Annotated in this window: 12 protein-coding genes; 7 read left to right on the top strand and 5 right to left on the bottom strand. The window is 52.4% G+C overall.

Annotated features, from left to right (window positions below):
* Positions 1-55 precede the first annotated feature (55 nt).
* Together clpA and clpS are read right to left on the bottom strand one after the other, a co-directional pair.
* Positions 56-2,332 carry an ATP-dependent Clp protease ATP-binding subunit ClpA gene (clpA, locus tag OGV85_RS15320; protein WP_003036804.1) on the bottom strand — a complete coding sequence of 759 codons (2,277 nt, stop codon included), beginning with the start codon at positions 2,330-2,332 and terminating at the stop codon, positions 56-58.
* A gap of 30 nt (positions 2,333-2,362) precedes the next feature.
* Positions 2,363-2,683, bottom strand: a complete 321-nt coding sequence (gene clpS, locus OGV85_RS15315) for an ATP-dependent Clp protease adapter ClpS (protein WP_003036810.1) — start codon at positions 2,681-2,683, stop codon at positions 2,363-2,365.
* Positions 2,684-3,006: 323 nt separating this feature from the next.
* On the opposite strand from clpS, the gene cspD reads away from it, so the two are divergent.
* Complete coding sequence (cspD, locus tag OGV85_RS15310; RefSeq protein WP_003036813.1) at positions 3,007-3,231, top strand: cold shock-like protein CspD; 225 nt, start codon at positions 3,007-3,009, stop codon at positions 3,229-3,231.
* A gap of 74 nt (positions 3,232-3,305) precedes the next feature.
* On the opposite strand, the gene macB is transcribed toward cspD, so the two are convergent.
* Together macB and macA are read right to left on the bottom strand one after the other, a co-directional pair.
* Positions 3,306-5,252, bottom strand: coding sequence for a macrolide ABC transporter ATP-binding protein/permease MacB (gene macB, locus OGV85_RS15305; RefSeq protein WP_003036815.1), 1,947 nt, complete (start codon positions 5,250-5,252; stop codon positions 3,306-3,308).
* Positions 5,249-6,364 (bottom strand): macrolide transporter subunit MacA, encoded by a 1,116-nt coding sequence (gene macA, locus OGV85_RS15300; protein ID WP_003036818.1) that lies wholly within the window; start codon positions 6,362-6,364, stop codon positions 5,249-5,251. Before macA ends, macB begins: the two co-directional genes overlap by 4 nt.
* A 159-nt stretch (positions 6,365-6,523) precedes the next feature.
* Here macA and OGV85_RS15295 point away from each other — a divergent pair, with 159 nt between their 5' ends.
* Complete coding sequence (locus OGV85_RS15295) at positions 6,524-7,471, top strand: VirK/YbjX family protein (protein ID WP_061547689.1); 948 nt, start codon at positions 6,524-6,526, stop codon at positions 7,469-7,471.
* Here OGV85_RS15295 and OGV85_RS15290 read toward each other — a convergent pair.
* Positions 7,468-9,126, bottom strand: a complete 1,659-nt coding sequence (locus OGV85_RS15290; protein WP_061547688.1) for an ATP-dependent endonuclease — start codon at positions 9,124-9,126, stop codon at positions 7,468-7,470. The two genes, OGV85_RS15295 and OGV85_RS15290, sit on opposite strands and share 4 nt — an antisense overlap.
* Positions 9,127-9,497: 371 nt before the next feature.
* Between OGV85_RS15290 and aqpZ the strand changes: the two genes are divergently transcribed.
* The 5 genes from aqpZ to OGV85_RS15265 all read left to right on the top strand — a co-directional run bounded on the left by aqpZ (position 9,498) and on the right by OGV85_RS15265 (position 15,831).
* Positions 9,498-10,193, top strand: a complete 696-nt coding sequence (aqpZ, locus tag OGV85_RS15285) for an aquaporin Z (RefSeq protein WP_003840208.1) — start codon at positions 9,498-9,500, stop codon at positions 10,191-10,193.
* Between the two features lie 144 nt (positions 10,194-10,337).
* Positions 10,338-11,237, top strand: coding sequence for a LysO family transporter (locus OGV85_RS15280; protein WP_003027250.1), 900 nt, complete (start codon positions 10,338-10,340; stop codon positions 11,235-11,237).
* A 155-nt stretch (positions 11,238-11,392) separates the two neighbouring features.
* Positions 11,393-13,045: a hydroxylamine reductase gene (gene hcp, locus OGV85_RS15275; protein ID WP_003840204.1), complete on the top strand. Its 1,653-nt coding sequence runs from the start codon at positions 11,393-11,395 to the stop codon at positions 13,043-13,045.
* A gap of 10 nt (positions 13,046-13,055) precedes the next feature.
* The gene (hcr, locus tag OGV85_RS15270) at positions 13,056-14,024 is read left to right on the top strand and encodes an NADH oxidoreductase (RefSeq protein ID WP_003027256.1); all 969 of its coding nucleotides are present in this window, start codon (positions 13,056-13,058) and stop codon (positions 14,022-14,024) included.
* Between the two features lie 193 nt (positions 14,025-14,217).
* On the top strand, positions 14,218-15,831 hold the full coding sequence (locus OGV85_RS15265) for an FAD-NAD(P)-binding protein (protein WP_181522765.1): 1,614 nt from the start codon (positions 14,218-14,220) through the stop codon (positions 15,829-15,831).
* Position 15,832: the final 1 nt, after the last annotated feature.

Genomic DNA, 15,832 nt, shown 5'->3' with positions numbered 1-15,832 from the left:
ACTTTCAGGCGAAAAAAAACCGGGCATTACGCCCGGCTCATTAGGTGATTAAAGATTAATGTGCCGCTTCTGGCTTGTGCTTTTGCGCACTCTGGAAGCCATAGGTCAGCTCATTTTTCTCTTTATCCAGCGCAACGGTCACCTGACCGCCATCCACCAGCGAACCGAACAGCAGTTCGTTAGCCAATGGTTTTTTCAGGTTATCCTGGACAACACGCGTCATTGGACGTGCGCCCATTGCGCGGTCATAGCCTTTCTCTGCCAGCCAGTCACGTGCTTCCTGACTCACTTCAAGAGAGACACCTTTCTGATCCAGCTGAACCTGAAGCTCGACGATAAACTTATCAACAACCTGATGAATCACCTCGGTAGAGAGATGATCGAACCAGATAATGTTGTCGAGACGGTTACGGAATTCCGGCGTAAACACTTTTTTGATTTCGCCCATCGCATCAGTACTGTTGTCCTGATGAATCAACCCAATCGATTTACGCTCAGTTTCACGTACACCAGCGTTGGTGGTCATGACCAGCACCACGTTGCGAAAATCCGCTTTACGCCCGTTATTGTCGGTCAGCGTGCCGTTATCCATCACCTGCAGCAACAGGTTAAAGACATCCGGGTGCGCTTTTTCGATTTCATCCAGCAGCAGTACCGCATGCGGATGCTTAATAACAGCATCAGTCAGCAAACCGCCCTGGTCAAAACCGACATATCCTGGAGGCGCACCAATCAGACGGCTGACCGTGTGGCGTTCCATATACTCGGACATATCAAAACGCAGCAGTTCAATGCCGAGGGCTTTGGAGAGCTGCACCGTGACTTCGGTCTTACCGACACCAGTTGGTCCGGCAAACAGGAACGAACCGACCGGCTTATGCTCATGTCCCAGACCGGCACGGCTCATTTTGATCGCTTCAGTCAGCGCCTCAATGGCTTTATCCTGTCCGAATACCAGCATTTTCAGACGGTTGCCCAAGTTTTTCAGCGTGTCGCGATCGCTCTGCGATACGCTCTTCTCCGGGATCCGCGCAATGCGGGCCACTACGGACTCAATATCCGCCACGTTGACGGTTTTCTTGCGCTTGCTGACCGGCATCAGACGCGCACGTGCGCCCGCTTCATCAATCACGTCAATCGCTTTATCCGGCAGATGACGATCGTTAATGTATTTCACCGCCAGTTCGACCGCTGCACGCACAGCTTTGGCGGTATAGCGGACGTCATGGTGCGCTTCGTATTTCGGCTTCAGACCATTGATTATCTGCACGGTCTCTTCTACCGATGGCTCAGTGACATCGATTTTCTGGAAACGGCGCGCTAACGCACGATCTTTTTCAAAGATATTGCTGAATTCCTGATAGGTTGTGGAGCCAATCACACGGATCTTACCACTGGAGAGCAGCGGCTTGATCAGGTTAGCCGCATCCACCTGGCCGCCCGATGCCGCACCCGCACCGATAATGGTGTGGATCTCATCGATAAACAGAATGCTGTTAGTATCCTGTTCCAGCTGTTTCAGCAGCGCCTTAAAGCGTTTCTCAAAATCACCGCGATATTTGGTGCCAGCCAACAGCGAGCCGATATCCAGGGAGTAAAGGGTGCAATCAGCCATGATTTCAGGCACATCACCCTGGACGATACGCCAGGCGAGGCCTTCGGCAATGGCGGTTTTACCGACACCAGACTCTCCCACCAGCAGCGGGTTGTTTTTTCTGCGACGGCACAGTACCTGAATGGCGCGCTCCAGCTCTTTGTCCCGGCCAATGAGCGGATCAATTCCGCCCACTCGGGCAAGCTGGTTAAGGTTAGTCGTGAAGTTCTCCATACGGTCCTCCCCGCCAGCTTGCTCTTCGTTATTTGGCTGATTCCCAGAGTCAGAAGACTGGCTGGGTTCATCTTTACGCGTGCCATGAGAGATAAAATTCACCACATCAAGACGACTTACTTCATGCTTACGCAGCAGATAAGCCGCCTGAGATTCCTGCTCGCTGAAGATAGCAACCAGCACATTTGCGCCGGTAACTTCATTGCGTCCGGAGGACTGAACATGAAAGACCGCACGTTGCAGTACACGCTGAAAACTCAACGTCGGCTGCGTGTCGCGCTCTTCCTCACTGGCAGGCAATACAGGTGTGGTCTGTTCAATGAAGGCTTCGAGTTCCTGACGGAGCGCCACCAGATCCACAGAACACGCTTCCAGCGCTTCGCGGGCCGACGGGTTACTGAGCAACGCCAGTAACAAGTGCTCGACGGTCATAAACTCATGTCGGTGCTCGCGCGCTCTGGCGAAAGCCATGTTTAAACTGAGTTCCAGTTCTTGATTGAGCATAGGCACCTCCCCCAATGTTTATGCCTGCATTCAGGCTTTTTCCAGCGTACACAGCAACGGATGCTCGTTCTCCCTCGCATATTTGTTCACCATCGCTACTTTGGTTTCAGCCACTTCGGCAGTAAACACGCCGCAAATCGCTTTGCCTTGATAGTGAACTGCAAGCATCAGTTGCGTTGCACGTTCTACATCATAAGAAAAGAATTTTTGTAACACGTCAATAACAAACTCCATCGGAGTGTAATCATCATTGACTAATATCACTTTATACATAGATGGCGGTTTTAGCGCGTCGCGCAATTTGTCTTCCGCCAGCAGATCGAAATCCAGCCAGTCGTTCGTCTTACCCATTGTCAGTCGTCATCTTCAGTTACGGTTTCCGGCAGAAAATCTTGCCGCTGACAAGCAGCCTATGCGCACAATCAATCTACCTCAAGTATTAGATAACTATCATCTATTAGTGCCATCCGCGACATCTGTCACATAACCGACAATAGCGTTAACTGCTTCAAATTTTGATGCATTTTTACCCTATTCTGTCTGCCTGGCGCTTGACGCCCCGCCTGATTTCTCTAAATTGTAGTTTCGAGAGTTGGCGAGGTTTTGAACAGCCCCCACTCCGCCACCGGTTCATTCCATCTTACTTATATAAGATTTACGAAGGATGTCGAAGTATGGAAACGGGTACTGTTAAGTGGTTCAACAACGCCAAAGGGTTTGGTTTCATTTGCCCCGAAGGCGGCGGCGAAGATATTTTCGCCCATTATTCCACCATTCAGATGGATGGTTACAGAACGCTAAAAGCCGGACAGTCTGTCCAGTTTGATGTCCACCAGGGGCCAAAAGGCAATCATGCCAGTGTCATCGTGCCTGTCATTGAAGCAGAAGCTGTCGCATAGCTCTTCTGTCTCATTGTGTACATCCTGCAGTCAAAATGCCAGCCTTTGCGGCTGGCATTTTTATCTCTGTGGCATTATTCCCGCGCCAGAGCATCTACTGGATCCAGACGTGCCGCATTCCGCGCCGGTAGCCAGCCAAACAACACCCCAGTTGCAGTCGAACACAGGAACGCCGTCAACAGCGCGACGGGTGAGAATCCAATTTCCCAGCCCGGCAGGAATAGCTGAAGTGTAAAGGCGATCAGCATCGACAGGCTAATGCCCAACGCGCCACCAACCAGACACACTAACACCGCTTCAATTAAGAACTGTTGCAGCACATCACTGGCACGCGCGCCAACCGCCATACGAATGCCAATCTCACGCGTTCGTTCGGTTACCGAAACCAGCATAATATTCATCACGCCAATCCCACCAACCACCAGCGAAATCACCGCCACCAGCGTCAGGAAGAGTTGTAATGTACGTGTGGTCTTTTCAGCGGTTTTCAAGACACCGTCCATATTCCAGGTGAAGAAATCCTTCTTACCGTGGCGCAACGTCAACAGTCGGGTCAGTTGCTGTTCGGCCTGGGCACTGTCAAAACCATCCTTTACTCGCACGGTGATCGAGTTCAGCCACGACTGCCCCATAATTCGTCCGGACATGGTGCTGTAGGGCAGCCAGACCCGCAGGATCTTGCTACTGCCGAACATCGACTGTTTCTCTTCTGCAACGCCAATTACCGTGGCCGGCATATTTCCCACCAGCACGACTTCGCCGACAACTTTCGCTTTATTGGGGAACAACTGGCGCCGGGTATTACTGTCAAGCACCACCACCTGAGCGCGCCCCGCCAGTTGCTCGGCGTTAAAGGTGGTCCCTTCGCTAAATGTCATGCCATAGACGTTGAAATAGTCGCCGCTCACGCCGTTAGCACTGGCAGCAACGTCGATATTGCCATAGCGTAACCGCAGGTTCTTCGATACGGCAGGCGTTACCGAACTGACCCAGGGCTGCTTCTGTAGCGCCGTCAAATCGTCATACTTCAATGCCTGTTGATATTGCGGATCGTCGTCGCCGAAATCTTTGCCAGGATAGATATCAATGGTGTTAGTACCAATAGCGCGAATATCTGCCAGTACCAGTTGTTTAGCCGCATCGCCTACCACCACGATCGACACCACCGAAGCAATACCGATGATGATCCCAAGCATGGTGAGTAGCGTTCGCATCTTATTTGCGGCCATTGCCAGCCAGGCCATGGTAAGCGCTTCACGAAAACCGCTGACAAACTGACTCCAGCCGGATGCCGTTTTCACCGTTGGCTCCGCGATATCGCGTCCGCCAGAAGGTTTCTGTGGCGGCGGATTGCGCACAATCTCGCCGTCACGAATTTCAATGACCCGCTCGGCCTGTGCGGCAACCTGCGGGTCGTGCGTGACGATAATTACCGTGTGTCCGCGATCGCGCAGCTGATGCAAAATTGCCATTACTTCTTCGCCGGAATGGCTATCCAGCGCGCCAGTGGGTTCGTCGGCAAGAATAACCTGTCCCCCGTTCATCAGCGCACGCGCAATACTTACCCGCTGCTGCTGACCACCGGAAAGTTGAGAAGGTTGATAGTCAACCCTGTCGCCCAGACCCAGCCGCTGGAGTAATTCCTGCGCACGCGCCAGGCGCTGCTTACGCTCGGTGCCAGCGTAGACCGCAGGCACCTCGACATTTTGCGCCGCGGTTAAATGTGACAGCAAATGATAGCGCTGGAAGATAAAGCCGAAATGCTCACGGCGCAGCTGTGCCAGCGCATCGCTATCCAGCGTGGAGACATCGCGTCCGGCAACCCGATACGTACCGCTGGTAGGTTTGTCCAGACAGCCGAGAATGTTCATCAGCGTCGATTTACCCGAACCCGACGCCCCGACAATCGCCACCATTTCCCCGGCCTGAATGCTCAAGGATACGTCCTTCAACACCTCAACCAGGCCTTCACCTGAGGGATAGCTGCGGCGGATATGGCTCAGTTCAAGCAATGCTGTCATTTTGCAGCTCCAGCGTTGCCCTCGCCGGTAATAACTTCATCACCCTCTTCCAGCCCTTTCACGATCTCCACATCGGTGTCATTCCGCGCGCCGATAACCACTTCACGTTCGCGGGTTTCGCCGTTACGCAGTAGCCTGACGTTATAGCGGTTGTTACCAATAGGATCGCCCAGTGCCGACAGCGGGATCGTCAGAACATTTTTGACATCAGTGAGCTGGATATGGACCTGCGCGGTCATATCCAGACGCAGGATCCCTTTCGGATTGGGAACTTCGAAGCGGGCATAGTAGAAAATCGCATCATTCACTTTCTCTGGCGTCGGAAGAACATCTTTGAGCGTGCCTTCGTAGCGCGTCTGCGGATCGCCCAGTACGGTAAACCAGGCTTTTTGCCCAGGTTGCAGGTGAATTACATCAGCCTCAGAAACCTGCGCTTTTACCAGCATGGTGCTCATATCCGCCAGCGTCAGAATATTAGGTGCCTGCTGGGCGGCAATAACGGTTTGCCCTTGCAGGGTAGTAATTTGCGTTACTTCGCCTGCCATTGGCGCGACAATGCGGGTGTAATCAAGGTTGGTTTTTGCCGTATCGAGAGAAGCCTGATTACGTTTAATTTGCGCGTCAATTGTGCCAATTTGCGCCTGTTTGACCGCCATTTCGGTGGCCGCCGTGTCGAGATCCTGCTGTGAAACGGCCTGGGTTTTTGCCAGCTGTTGCTGACGGGAAAGCGTCACCCGCGCCAGTTTCCACTCAGCTTCTGCCTGTAAACGCTGGGCGCGCAATTCCATTAGCGTCGCTTCAACCTCTTTGATTTGGTTTTGCGCCTGTTCAGGATCGATTACGCCGAGCAACTGATCTTTTTTTACTTTATCGCCAATCGCGACCGACAGCGTTTTTAACTGCCCGCTGACCTGCGCCCCGACGTCAACTTTACGCAGCGCATCCAGTTTACCGGTAGCCAGCACGCTTTGCTGCAGATCGCCCGGACGAACAATTAATGTTTGATACTGAGGTAAAGGCGCATTAAGCGTTCGCCAAAGTGCAATTACCGCCACAATAAGGATGATGGCGAACAGAAAATAGCGTTTTTTGATTTTTCCCTTGAGCTTCATAAATGCCCCAATTCCCCCAATACGTCCACCAGAGTGGAGTGCTAAACATCAACGTTAAATAAATCGCCGTTGAAAAGCGCAAGAATAACAGAGTTATTGATGAATGGTTAAGATCCCCTGTGCTGAAATTAGTACCAGGGTATCAATCGGATTTATATTATGAGTCAACTAACTGAAAGCACTTTTCTTTCCACCAAACCCGTCACCAGCTTTGGTCTTTTTTACAGCCTGAGCAGCGGCCATTTACGTCCCGCACATTGCTGGGATAAGCGGAGCTTTCGTCGTAAGTTTATCTGGCGCTCACTCTTGATACCTCGCCTCACCCAGGAATGGATGACAGAACTGTCCCAATGGCCGGATCTTGAAAACCTGCTATCCCACCAACCCCGACTGCCGGTGCGTTTGCATCGTCCTTACCTTGCCGCAAACTTCACCCGTAAAATGCGTTTAGACGCGGTGCGTTTTCATTATAATGCTATCCGCCATGCATTTTTACCCGCAGAATTTAACGCCTTATTAAGCAATGACGGCTTACAGCTGGCGCAAATTGAAGGCAAAGATGGCGATATATTTACCGTAACCATGATGATGTTCCCGGTGCTGGATAAAGAGGGAGAGAGCACTATTCAGGTGCAAAATGGCGACGGCGACGTGCTGACTAAAATGACGTTTACGTTCTGCGAATATAATGGCAAAAGTACATTATTTATTGGCGGTGTGCAGGGCAATGCGCAACTTCCTCACGAAGCAATCCAAAAAGCGACCAAGTCCTGTCACGGGATATTCCCAAAACGTATTGTAATGGAAGCCATTTGCCGGTTAGCAGAACGATTGAATATCGATAATGTTATGGCAGTCAGCAATGAACAGCATATCTTTCGCAGCCAACGCTACCACGATAAAAATAAGGTAATTCATTCCGACTACAACGCATTTTGGGAATCGGTTGGCGGCGAGTGCGACAGACACGGGTACTATCATATTCCGCGCACGCTGGCGCGAAAAAGCGAGGCGGATATTGCCAGCAAAAAACGCGCAGAATACCGCCGCCGCTATCAGCTACTGGACAGCATCCATTCGCAGCTGTCGTCGATGTTTCACCACTAATCCGCTCTGCCGCGTGCCAGCCACAGCACGCGGGAAAACATTTTTCGCAGCAGCGTTGGCACTGCGTCAACGCCGCGCCGCCCGGCTTCCATCGCTACCTCAATGGCTAAATCCGGTTTTGACGAACGATGTATCGCCTTGGAGATAATTTTGCGCATATTCATGGGCACGTTCTCCGGGATTTGCGCCACCCGGTGAAAGACGTCAGCAAACCCCTGGCGATACATAAAGTGTTCCATATCCAGCGCGGGGAGCATGGTCAAATGCTCACGCTCTTCCTCTCTGTCGTCATTCAATAAGCTACGTACCGTGGCCGCATACTTTTTTCCGGCCTCATCACCATCGACCAGCACATGCCACTCGATACCCATCCGGCGGGCGAATTTAACCAGCGGCTTAAGGCCGGACTGGGCGAATTCAATAACTTTAATCCCTTCTGCATCAAAGTGATGTCCGCACTGACGGGCCAGTTCGTTAATAACCCAGGTTTCCGTTTCGCCTTCTACCAGCAACCAGCAGCGGGCAAACAACGATGACGCACGATTAAAACGAATATGAAATGCGATTCGCCGACCATCTTCTGCACTGATCCCACCCGGCCCCAGCCGCCAGGCGGCGACGCGGGATGATTCACGAACCAGACGAACAACATGTTCCACGGGCGTAAGGGACAACAGCTCACCGGAGTTGGTTGTCGCCACTCGCTGCAGAGGCAGTAAATTCAACAAGTGCCAGGCCACCGACAGCATGATGGGATGTAAACGCGTTTCCGGATCTTCCACCAGCAATAAAGGTCGGGCGTCTTTATCCAGCCTCAGCGTGCCTTTGGCCTGCAACAGGGTCGAAAACAGGCCCAACAGAATAACCCGGTGCGTACGTCCGCCGGGTTTATCAATCATGCGGTTAATAATGTCCAGATAGCGCCAGCTCCGTTGTTCGTTATTGGAGCGACGGCGCATCAGACGGTAACGGGACTGGCCAGCCCCCTGCTCGGAAAAATAGTGCTCCAACAACTGCACCATGGCCGATAACCCCTGGCGGATCTGCCCGTCGGTCAGGTTTTGCGGTCGGGTAGCCAGCTCACGCGCCAGAAAATCCAGTTGGCGGGCGGTGACTTCGACGTCCGCCGAATCCGGCACGGTACCGTTGCGGATCCGTCGCATAAACCGCGCGTCGCGCAGACGCAGTACCGGCATCAGGCGCACAAGAAGCCGCGCCTGATCGTTAATGTCATCGAGAGGTAATGGATGGCCGTCGCCGTCAAGAAAACTGCGCAAGGTCAGAACGCTACCGTCATCCGCACACTCGCCTTCCAGACGATAAAAAATGCGGTGATAGCCATCCTGGCACGGTGTCCAGCTGGCTTCCAGAGGGCGATAGCGACGTACCCGGTGACGACCCGGCTGGGATTCACGAAACGTCAGGATAATGTGCAGGTGGTGTTCCCGGCCCTGTATATCGCCCGGCGGGAACCAGAAATCCTCGCGGACAAAATGATACAAGTCTGGCTCCGGCGACAGCAGCAGGGTTAAGGCATCCAGCAGACTGGATTTACCCCACGCGTTCTCCCCAATCAGCACGTTGCTCTGCTCCAGCATCAACGACAGACGGTTAATACCACGAAATCCAACAATCTCAACGCGTTCGAGAATCATATAGCCTCCGGAAATGCTAACTTTTTCCTTCAAGTTATCAGGAGTATAACGGCAAGCGGGTGCTCAGGACACCCGATATCAATCTGGCGTGAATCGCAAAAGCAAAAAAAATAAGAATATTCTTCTTATGTTTTCTCCTGAATATAATTTCAGAACTTAATCATCGTCCTTTCGCTAGTTGGACTATGCTTCATTCATCCAAGATTCAAAAAGGAATCGCAACATATTGCCTTAAATCAAATTTTTTCATCAATTTAACTGGCGAAGGGATGATATTTTTTTCTAAAATACCCGCTCTTTCATCATCGTCCCTTTTAGCGATGAATTACCGGGCAAGGAATACGAACCCGGAACTTTTAATTGAGGTGGTTATGTTCAGGAAATTAGCAGCTGAATTCTTCGGTACGTTTTGGCTCGTTTTTGGTGGGTGCGGTAGTGCAGTGCTGGCAGCCGCATTCCCGGAATTGGGAATTGGATTTGCCGGTGTCGCGCTGGCATTCGGCCTGACCGTATTAACCATGGCATTCGCCGTGGGTCATATTTCAGGTGGGCATTTTAACCCGGCGGTAACCTTCGGTTTATGGGCTGGCGGTCGTTTCCCGGCAAAAGATGTTATTGGTTACGTTATTGCTCAGGTTGTAGGCGGTATTGTTGCAGCAGCGGCGCTGTATCTTATTGCCAGCGGTAAAGCAGGTTTTGATGCAACGGCCAGTGGTTTTGCTTCAAACGGCTTTGGTGAACATTCACCAGGCGGTTATTCCATGCTTTCTGCCGTCGTCATTGAAATTATTCTGACCGCAGGCTTCTTATTAGTGATCCACGGCGCGACCGATAAACATGCTCCGGCAGGTTTTGCACCTATCGCAATTGGTCTGGCGTTAACTCTGATCCACTTGATCAGTATTCCAGTCACCAACACCTCCGTAAACCCGGCACGTAGTACCGCAGTAGCCATTTTCCAGGGCGGCTGGGCATTGCAACAATTGTGGTTCTTCTGGGTTATGCCGATTATCGGTGGGGTACTCGGCGGCCTTATTTACCGCACTCTGCTGGAAAAACGCGATTAATCGCTAACAAAAAAGGCCTGGCGCAAGTCAGGTCTTTTTTATCCTCTCTATATTTCCTTTTATTTGCAACTTTACTCCCCTCTTTGCTTTGAGTAGTGTGTGCTAGCGCATTTCGTCTTACTTCTCAGCAAGGATCTGGTTTTCATGTTTTCAGGGCTGTTAATCATTCTGGTTCCCCTTATTGTGGGCTACCTTATTCCGCTCCGGCACAGGACTGCATTACAACTTATCAATCGCCTGTTGAGCTGGATCGTCTACCTTATTCTCTTTTTTATGGGTATTAGCCTGGCGTTTCTGGATAATCTCGCCAGCAACCTGTTAGCTATTCTTCATTATTCTGCAGTCAGCGTGACGGTCATTATACTGTGTAATATTGCGGCGCTGTTCTGGCTGGAGCGTTCGCTGCCCTGGAGACACAACCACAAGCAAGAAAAGCTCCCCTCGCGAATTGCAATGGCGCTTGAGTCGCTCCAGCTTTGCGGCGTCGTCGTCATCGGTTTCCTGCTCGGCCTCACTGGGCTTTCCATTCTGCAGCATGCCACCGAAGCCAGCGAATATACGTTAATCTTTTTACTGTTCCTGGTGGGGATCCAGCTGCGCAACAGCGGTATGACCTTAAAGCAAATTGTGCTGAACCGTCGGGGGATGATCGTAGCCGTCGTCGTCGTCGCCAGTTCGATGCTGGCGGGGGTTATCAATGCATTGATCCTCGGTCTGCCGCTGAAAACCGCGCTGGCGATGGCATCAGGTTTTGGCTGGTATTCCCTGTCCGGTATTCTGTTGACCGAATCGTTCGGACCCGTAATTGGTAGTGCCGCCTTCTTTAACGACCTGGCCCGTGAACTGATCGCCATTATGTTGATTCCAGGAATGGTGGGCCGCAGCCGCTCTACCGCGCTGGGATTATGCGGGGCGACATCAATGGATTTCACCCTGCCCGTTTTACAACGCAGCGGCGGCCTGGAAATGGTCCCGGCAGCCATCGTCCACGGCTTTATTTTGAGTCTGTTAGTGCCTCTGCTGATGGCGTTTTTCTCCGCCTGACGCCCGGGCAAATACCTCTCTGGCGGTAGTCAGCTACCGCCAAAATTGCGCTAAATCAATCTCCCTGCAAGTAGTAGCAGAAATCCCTTTTATCCCTACGCGCACAGGCATAATCTTAAACATGTATATTAAATATAACTTTAAAAGGTGTGACCATGTTTTGTGTGCAATGTGAACAAACCATCCGTACTCCGGCAGGAAACGGCTGCTCTTACGCGCAGGGTATGTGCGGTAAAACGGCTGAAACCTCCGATTTGCAGGATCTGCTGATTGCTTCCCTACAAGGTCTGTCTGCATGGGCTGTTAAAGCACGTGAATACGGCATCATCGACCATGAGGTTGATAACTTTGCGCCGCGTGCGTTCTTCTCCACGCTGACTAACGTAAACTTCGATTCCCCGCGTATTGTTGGCTATGCCCGTGAAGCTATCGCCATGCGCGACGCCCTGAAAGCACAATGCCTGAACATCGACGCGAACGCAGCTGTCACCAACCCGATGGCCGATCTGCAACTGGTCAGCGACGATCTGGGAGACCTGCAACGTCAGGCCGCTGAATTCACCCCGAATAAAGACAAAGCGACCATCGGCGATAATATCCTCGGCCTGCGTCTGCTGTGTCTGTACGGCCTGAAAGGTGCGGCAGCTTACATGGAGCACGCCCACGTTCTTGGTCAGTACGACAACGATATCTATGCTCAGTACCACAAAATCATGGCGTGGCTGGGTACCTGGCCTTCCGATATGAACGCTCTTCTGGAGTGTTCAATGGAAATCGGCCAGATGAACTTCAAAGTGATGAGCATTCTGGACGCCGGTGAAACCACTAAATACGGTCACCCGACCCCGACTCAGGTCAACGTAAAAGCAACCGAAGGTAAGTGCATCCTGATCTCCGGTCACGACCTGAAAGATTTGTACAACCTGCTTGAGCAGACTGAAGGCACCGGTGTTAACGTTTATACCCACGGCGAAATGCTGCCAGCACATGGCTATCCGGAACTGCGTAAGTTCAAACACCTAATCGGTAACTACGGCAGCGGCTGGCAGAACCAGCAGGTTGAATTCGCCCGCTTCCCTGGCCCAATCGTGATGACTTCTAACTGCATCATCGACCCAACCGTTGGCGCCTACGACGACCGTATCTGGACCCGTAGCATCGTCGGCTGGCCGGGCGTGAGCCACCTTGAAGGTGACGATTTCGGTCCGGTTATCGCACAGGCGCAGCAGATGGCTGGCTTCCCGTACAGTGAAATTCCGCACCTGATCACCGTAGGTTTCGGTCGTCAGACCCTGCTGGGCGCTGCTGATACCCTGATCGACCTGGTGAGCCGCGAAAAACTGCGTCACATCTTCCTGGTTGGCGGTTGTGACGGCGCACGTGGTGAACGTAACTACTTCACCGACTTCGCCACCAGCGTACCGGACGACTGCCTGATCCTGACCCTTGCTTGCGGTAAATACCGTTTCAACAAACTGGAGTTCGGTGATATCGAAGGTCTGCCGCGTCTGGTCGATGCCGGTCAGTGTAACGATGCCTACTCTGCCATTATCCTGGCGGTCACCCTGGCAGAGAAACTGGGCTGTGGCGTGAACGATCTGCCGCTGTCTCTGGTGCTCTCCTGGTTCGAACAGAAAGCGATTGTTATTCTGCTGACCCTGCTGTCTCTGGGCGTGAAAAACATCGTCACTGGCCCGACTGCGCCTGGTTTCTTCACACCGGATTTGCTGGCAGTTCTTAACGAGAAATTTGGTCTGCGTTCCGTGACCACCGTTGAAGAAGACATGAAGCAACTGCTGAGCGCGTAAGGAGTAAAGAATGACAATGCCAACTCATCAGTGCCCATGGCGGATGCAGGTTCACCACATCCATCAGGAAACGCCGGATGTATGGACAATTTCGTTGCTGTGCCACGATTATTATCCTTACCGCGCCGGGCAGTATGCACTGGTCAGCGTACGTAATTCAGCGGATACGCTGCGTGCTTACACCATTTCCTCAACACCGGGCGTTAGCGAGTACATTACGTTGACCATCCGCCGGATTGACGATGGCGCAGGTTCACAGTGGCTAACCCGCGACGTGAAGCGCGGCGACTATATCTGGCTGTCCGATGCCATGGGTGAGTTCACCTGTGAAGATAAAGCGGAAGACAAGTTCCTGATGCTGGCCGCAGGCTGTGGCGTTACGCCAATCATGTCAATGCGTCGCTGGTTGGCAAAGTACCGCCCGCAAGCGGATGTACAGGTAATCTTTAACGTTCGCTCGCCGCAAGATGTCATTTTTGCCGACGAGTGGCGTGAATATCCGGTGACATTAGTTGCTGAAAACAATGCCACCGAAGGTTTTGTTTCCGGCCGACTGACTACCGAACTACTGAAAAGCGTACCGGATCTGACCTCGCGTACAGTGATGACCTGTGGCCCGGCACCGTATATGGATCTGGTCGAGAAAGAAGTCAAAGCACTGGGTGTGACGCGCTTCTTTAAAGAGCAGTTCTTCACACCTGTTGCCGAAGCCGCCACCAGTGGTCTGAAGTTTACCAAGCTACAGCCGGCGAAAGAGTTCTATGCGCCGGTGGGTAGTACGCTGCTGGAAGCGCTGGAAAGCAACAAGGTTCCGGTTGTCGCCGCATGCCGTGCAGGCGTTTGCGGCTGCTGCAAAACCAAAGTGGTTGACGGTAACTACACGGTCAGCAGCACCATGACGTTGACCGACGCAGAAATCGCTGAAGGTTATGTGCTGGCCTGTTCCTGCCATCCGCAGGGTGATTTAGTGCTGGCGTAATTGGTGATGTGCAAAAGGCTGCCTGGCTGTACCGGGTGGCCTTTTTTTATGCTCTCAGGCGCCGCAAAATTCTGATATTTTCATTCTCCCCGGCAAAATACCTCCTTCCCCCCGTGAATTATCGACCACACTTACCCTTCGCAGATTAAGCATAATCCCCGACTACCACGTCGAACTTTCTACAAGGATCCCCATGAAAAAAGTGGCCATTGTCGGCGTCGGTCCCACCGGGATTTATACGTTTCATGCCCTGGTTGAGCGCGGTGAACCGCTGGAAATAGAGCTTTATGAGCAAGCTGAAGAGGCGGGCGTTGGCATGCCTTATAACAGCGACAACAACGCAGACTTCATGCTGGCAAATATAGCCAGCATAGAGATCCCACCGATTTATATCAGTTATCTGACGTGGCTACAGAATCAAAGTGATGACTATCTGGCGCAGTTTCGGATTGAACGTAATTCTTTGCATGAACGGCAATTTTTGCCCCGCGTGATCCTCGGTGACTATTATCGCGATCGTTTATTCGCTATCGTCGAGAAAGCGCGAGGCTCAGGCTTCACGATTAGCATAAACGAATTAAGCAAAGTCACCGACCTGCAAGCGACCCCGAATGGGGTCTCTCTGTGGATCAATCATGCTTTACAGCCTGTCGAGGTGGACTTCGCCGCTATCGCCACCGGTCATCTGTGGCCTGAAACGGATGTACAGAAACGGAAGTTTTTCCCCAGCCCGTGGACCGGTCTGATGGACGTCCAGATTAGCGCTTGTCGGGTAGGAATTCTCGGCACCTCGCTCAGCGCGATTGACGCAGCGATGGCCGTGGCCTGCCAACACGGTGACTTCACCACCGGGGCTGATAACGCACTCCAGTTTATCTGTAAATCCGACAGCCAAAGCCTGAAGCTGACCCTAATGTCGCGCAGCGGTGTGCTGCCTGAAGCGGATTTTTACTGCCCTCTGCCCTATGAATCGTTGAATATCGCAACGCCTGAAGCAATTGAAGACGTCATTGTCCATGGGCAAAAAGGATTACTGGACCGCATTTTCCGGATTATTGTACAACAACTGCAAGATGCAGCCCCGCAATGGAGCCAAGAGATAGCACTTGAGACGCTCAACGCCGATACATTCCCCGAGGCCTACTTTGCCGACAGGCTTGAGCACGAACCTTTTGAATGGGCGAAGCGCAACCTGATTGAAGTTGAACGCAACAAACAGGAACAGCGTACCGTCGCGTGGCGCTATACCCTGCTGCGGCTACACGAAGTAATCGAAGAGATCGTCCCACATCTTGATCCGCCTGATGAAAAGCGCTTTAAGCAAGGACTGGCGCGCGTGTTTATCGATAATTATGCGGCAATCCCGTCTGAATCAGTCCGCCGACTGCTGGCGCTGCACGACGCCGGGCTGATTGAGATCCTCACACTTGGTGCGGATTATGAGCGTACGAATGAGCAGGAAATGACGGTAATTTACCACCACGGTCGACGCAGCGAATTCGATGTGTTTATTGACGCCCGAGGGCAACGGGCATTGCAGAGCAAAGATATCCCTTTCCCAACGCTACGCCATCAACTGCTGGCCTGTGGCGATGAGATCCCGGACATCGGCGAAGATTACACGCTGCAAGCGCCGGAAAACGCCCGCAATCGCATCGCTTTTGGCGGGCTGCCGTGGTTGATGCACGATCGTCCGTTTATTCAGGGACTGGTTGTCAGTGCTGAAATAGGCGCCGCGATGGCAAGGGCATTGACGCAGCGAGCGCTGAGACGTCGGCACAAACTATGGAACAGTGATGACATATAGA

It is taken from the genome of Citrobacter sp. Cf132 (assembly GCF_030333885.1).
GTDB classification, from domain to species: domain Bacteria; phylum Pseudomonadota; class Gammaproteobacteria; order Enterobacterales; family Enterobacteriaceae; genus Citrobacter; species Citrobacter freundii.
This window is presented reverse-complemented; position numbering and strand designations above follow the sequence as displayed.

Bases quoted from the DNA above. Each gene is read 5' to 3' on its own strand.
- cspD (WP_003036813.1), top strand. From the start codon at position 3,007: ATGGAAACGGGTACTGTTAAGTGGTTCAACAACGCCAAAGGGTTTGGT.
- clpS (WP_003036810.1), bottom strand. From the start codon at position 2,683: ATGGGTAAGACGAACGACTGGCTGGATTTCGATCTGCTGGCGGAAGAC.
- hcp (WP_003840204.1), top strand. From the start codon at position 11,393: ATGTTTTGTGTGCAATGTGAACAAACCATCCGTACTCCGGCAGGAAAC.
- hcr (WP_003027256.1), top strand. From the start codon at position 13,056: ATGACAATGCCAACTCATCAGTGCCCATGGCGGATGCAGGTTCACCAC.
- macB (WP_003036815.1), bottom strand. From the start codon at position 5,252: ATGACAGCATTGCTTGAACTGAGCCATATCCGCCGCAGCTATCCCTCA.
- OGV85_RS15290 (WP_061547688.1), bottom strand. From the start codon at position 9,126: ATGATTCTCGAACGCGTTGAGATTGTTGGATTTCGTGGTATTAACCGT.
- OGV85_RS15295 (WP_061547689.1), top strand. From the start codon at position 6,524: ATGAGTCAACTAACTGAAAGCACTTTTCTTTCCACCAAACCCGTCACC.
- OGV85_RS15280 (WP_003027250.1), top strand. From the start codon at position 10,338: ATGTTTTCAGGGCTGTTAATCATTCTGGTTCCCCTTATTGTGGGCTAC.
- aqpZ (WP_003840208.1), top strand. From the start codon at position 9,498: ATGTTCAGGAAATTAGCAGCTGAATTCTTCGGTACGTTTTGGCTCGTT.
- OGV85_RS15265 (WP_181522765.1), top strand. From the start codon at position 14,218: ATGAAAAAAGTGGCCATTGTCGGCGTCGGTCCCACCGGGATTTATACG.
- macA (WP_003036818.1), bottom strand. From the start codon at position 6,364: ATGAAGCTCAAGGGAAAAATCAAAAAACGCTATTTTCTGTTCGCCATC.
- clpA (WP_003036804.1), bottom strand. From the start codon at position 2,332: ATGCTCAATCAAGAACTGGAACTCAGTTTAAACATGGCTTTCGCCAGA.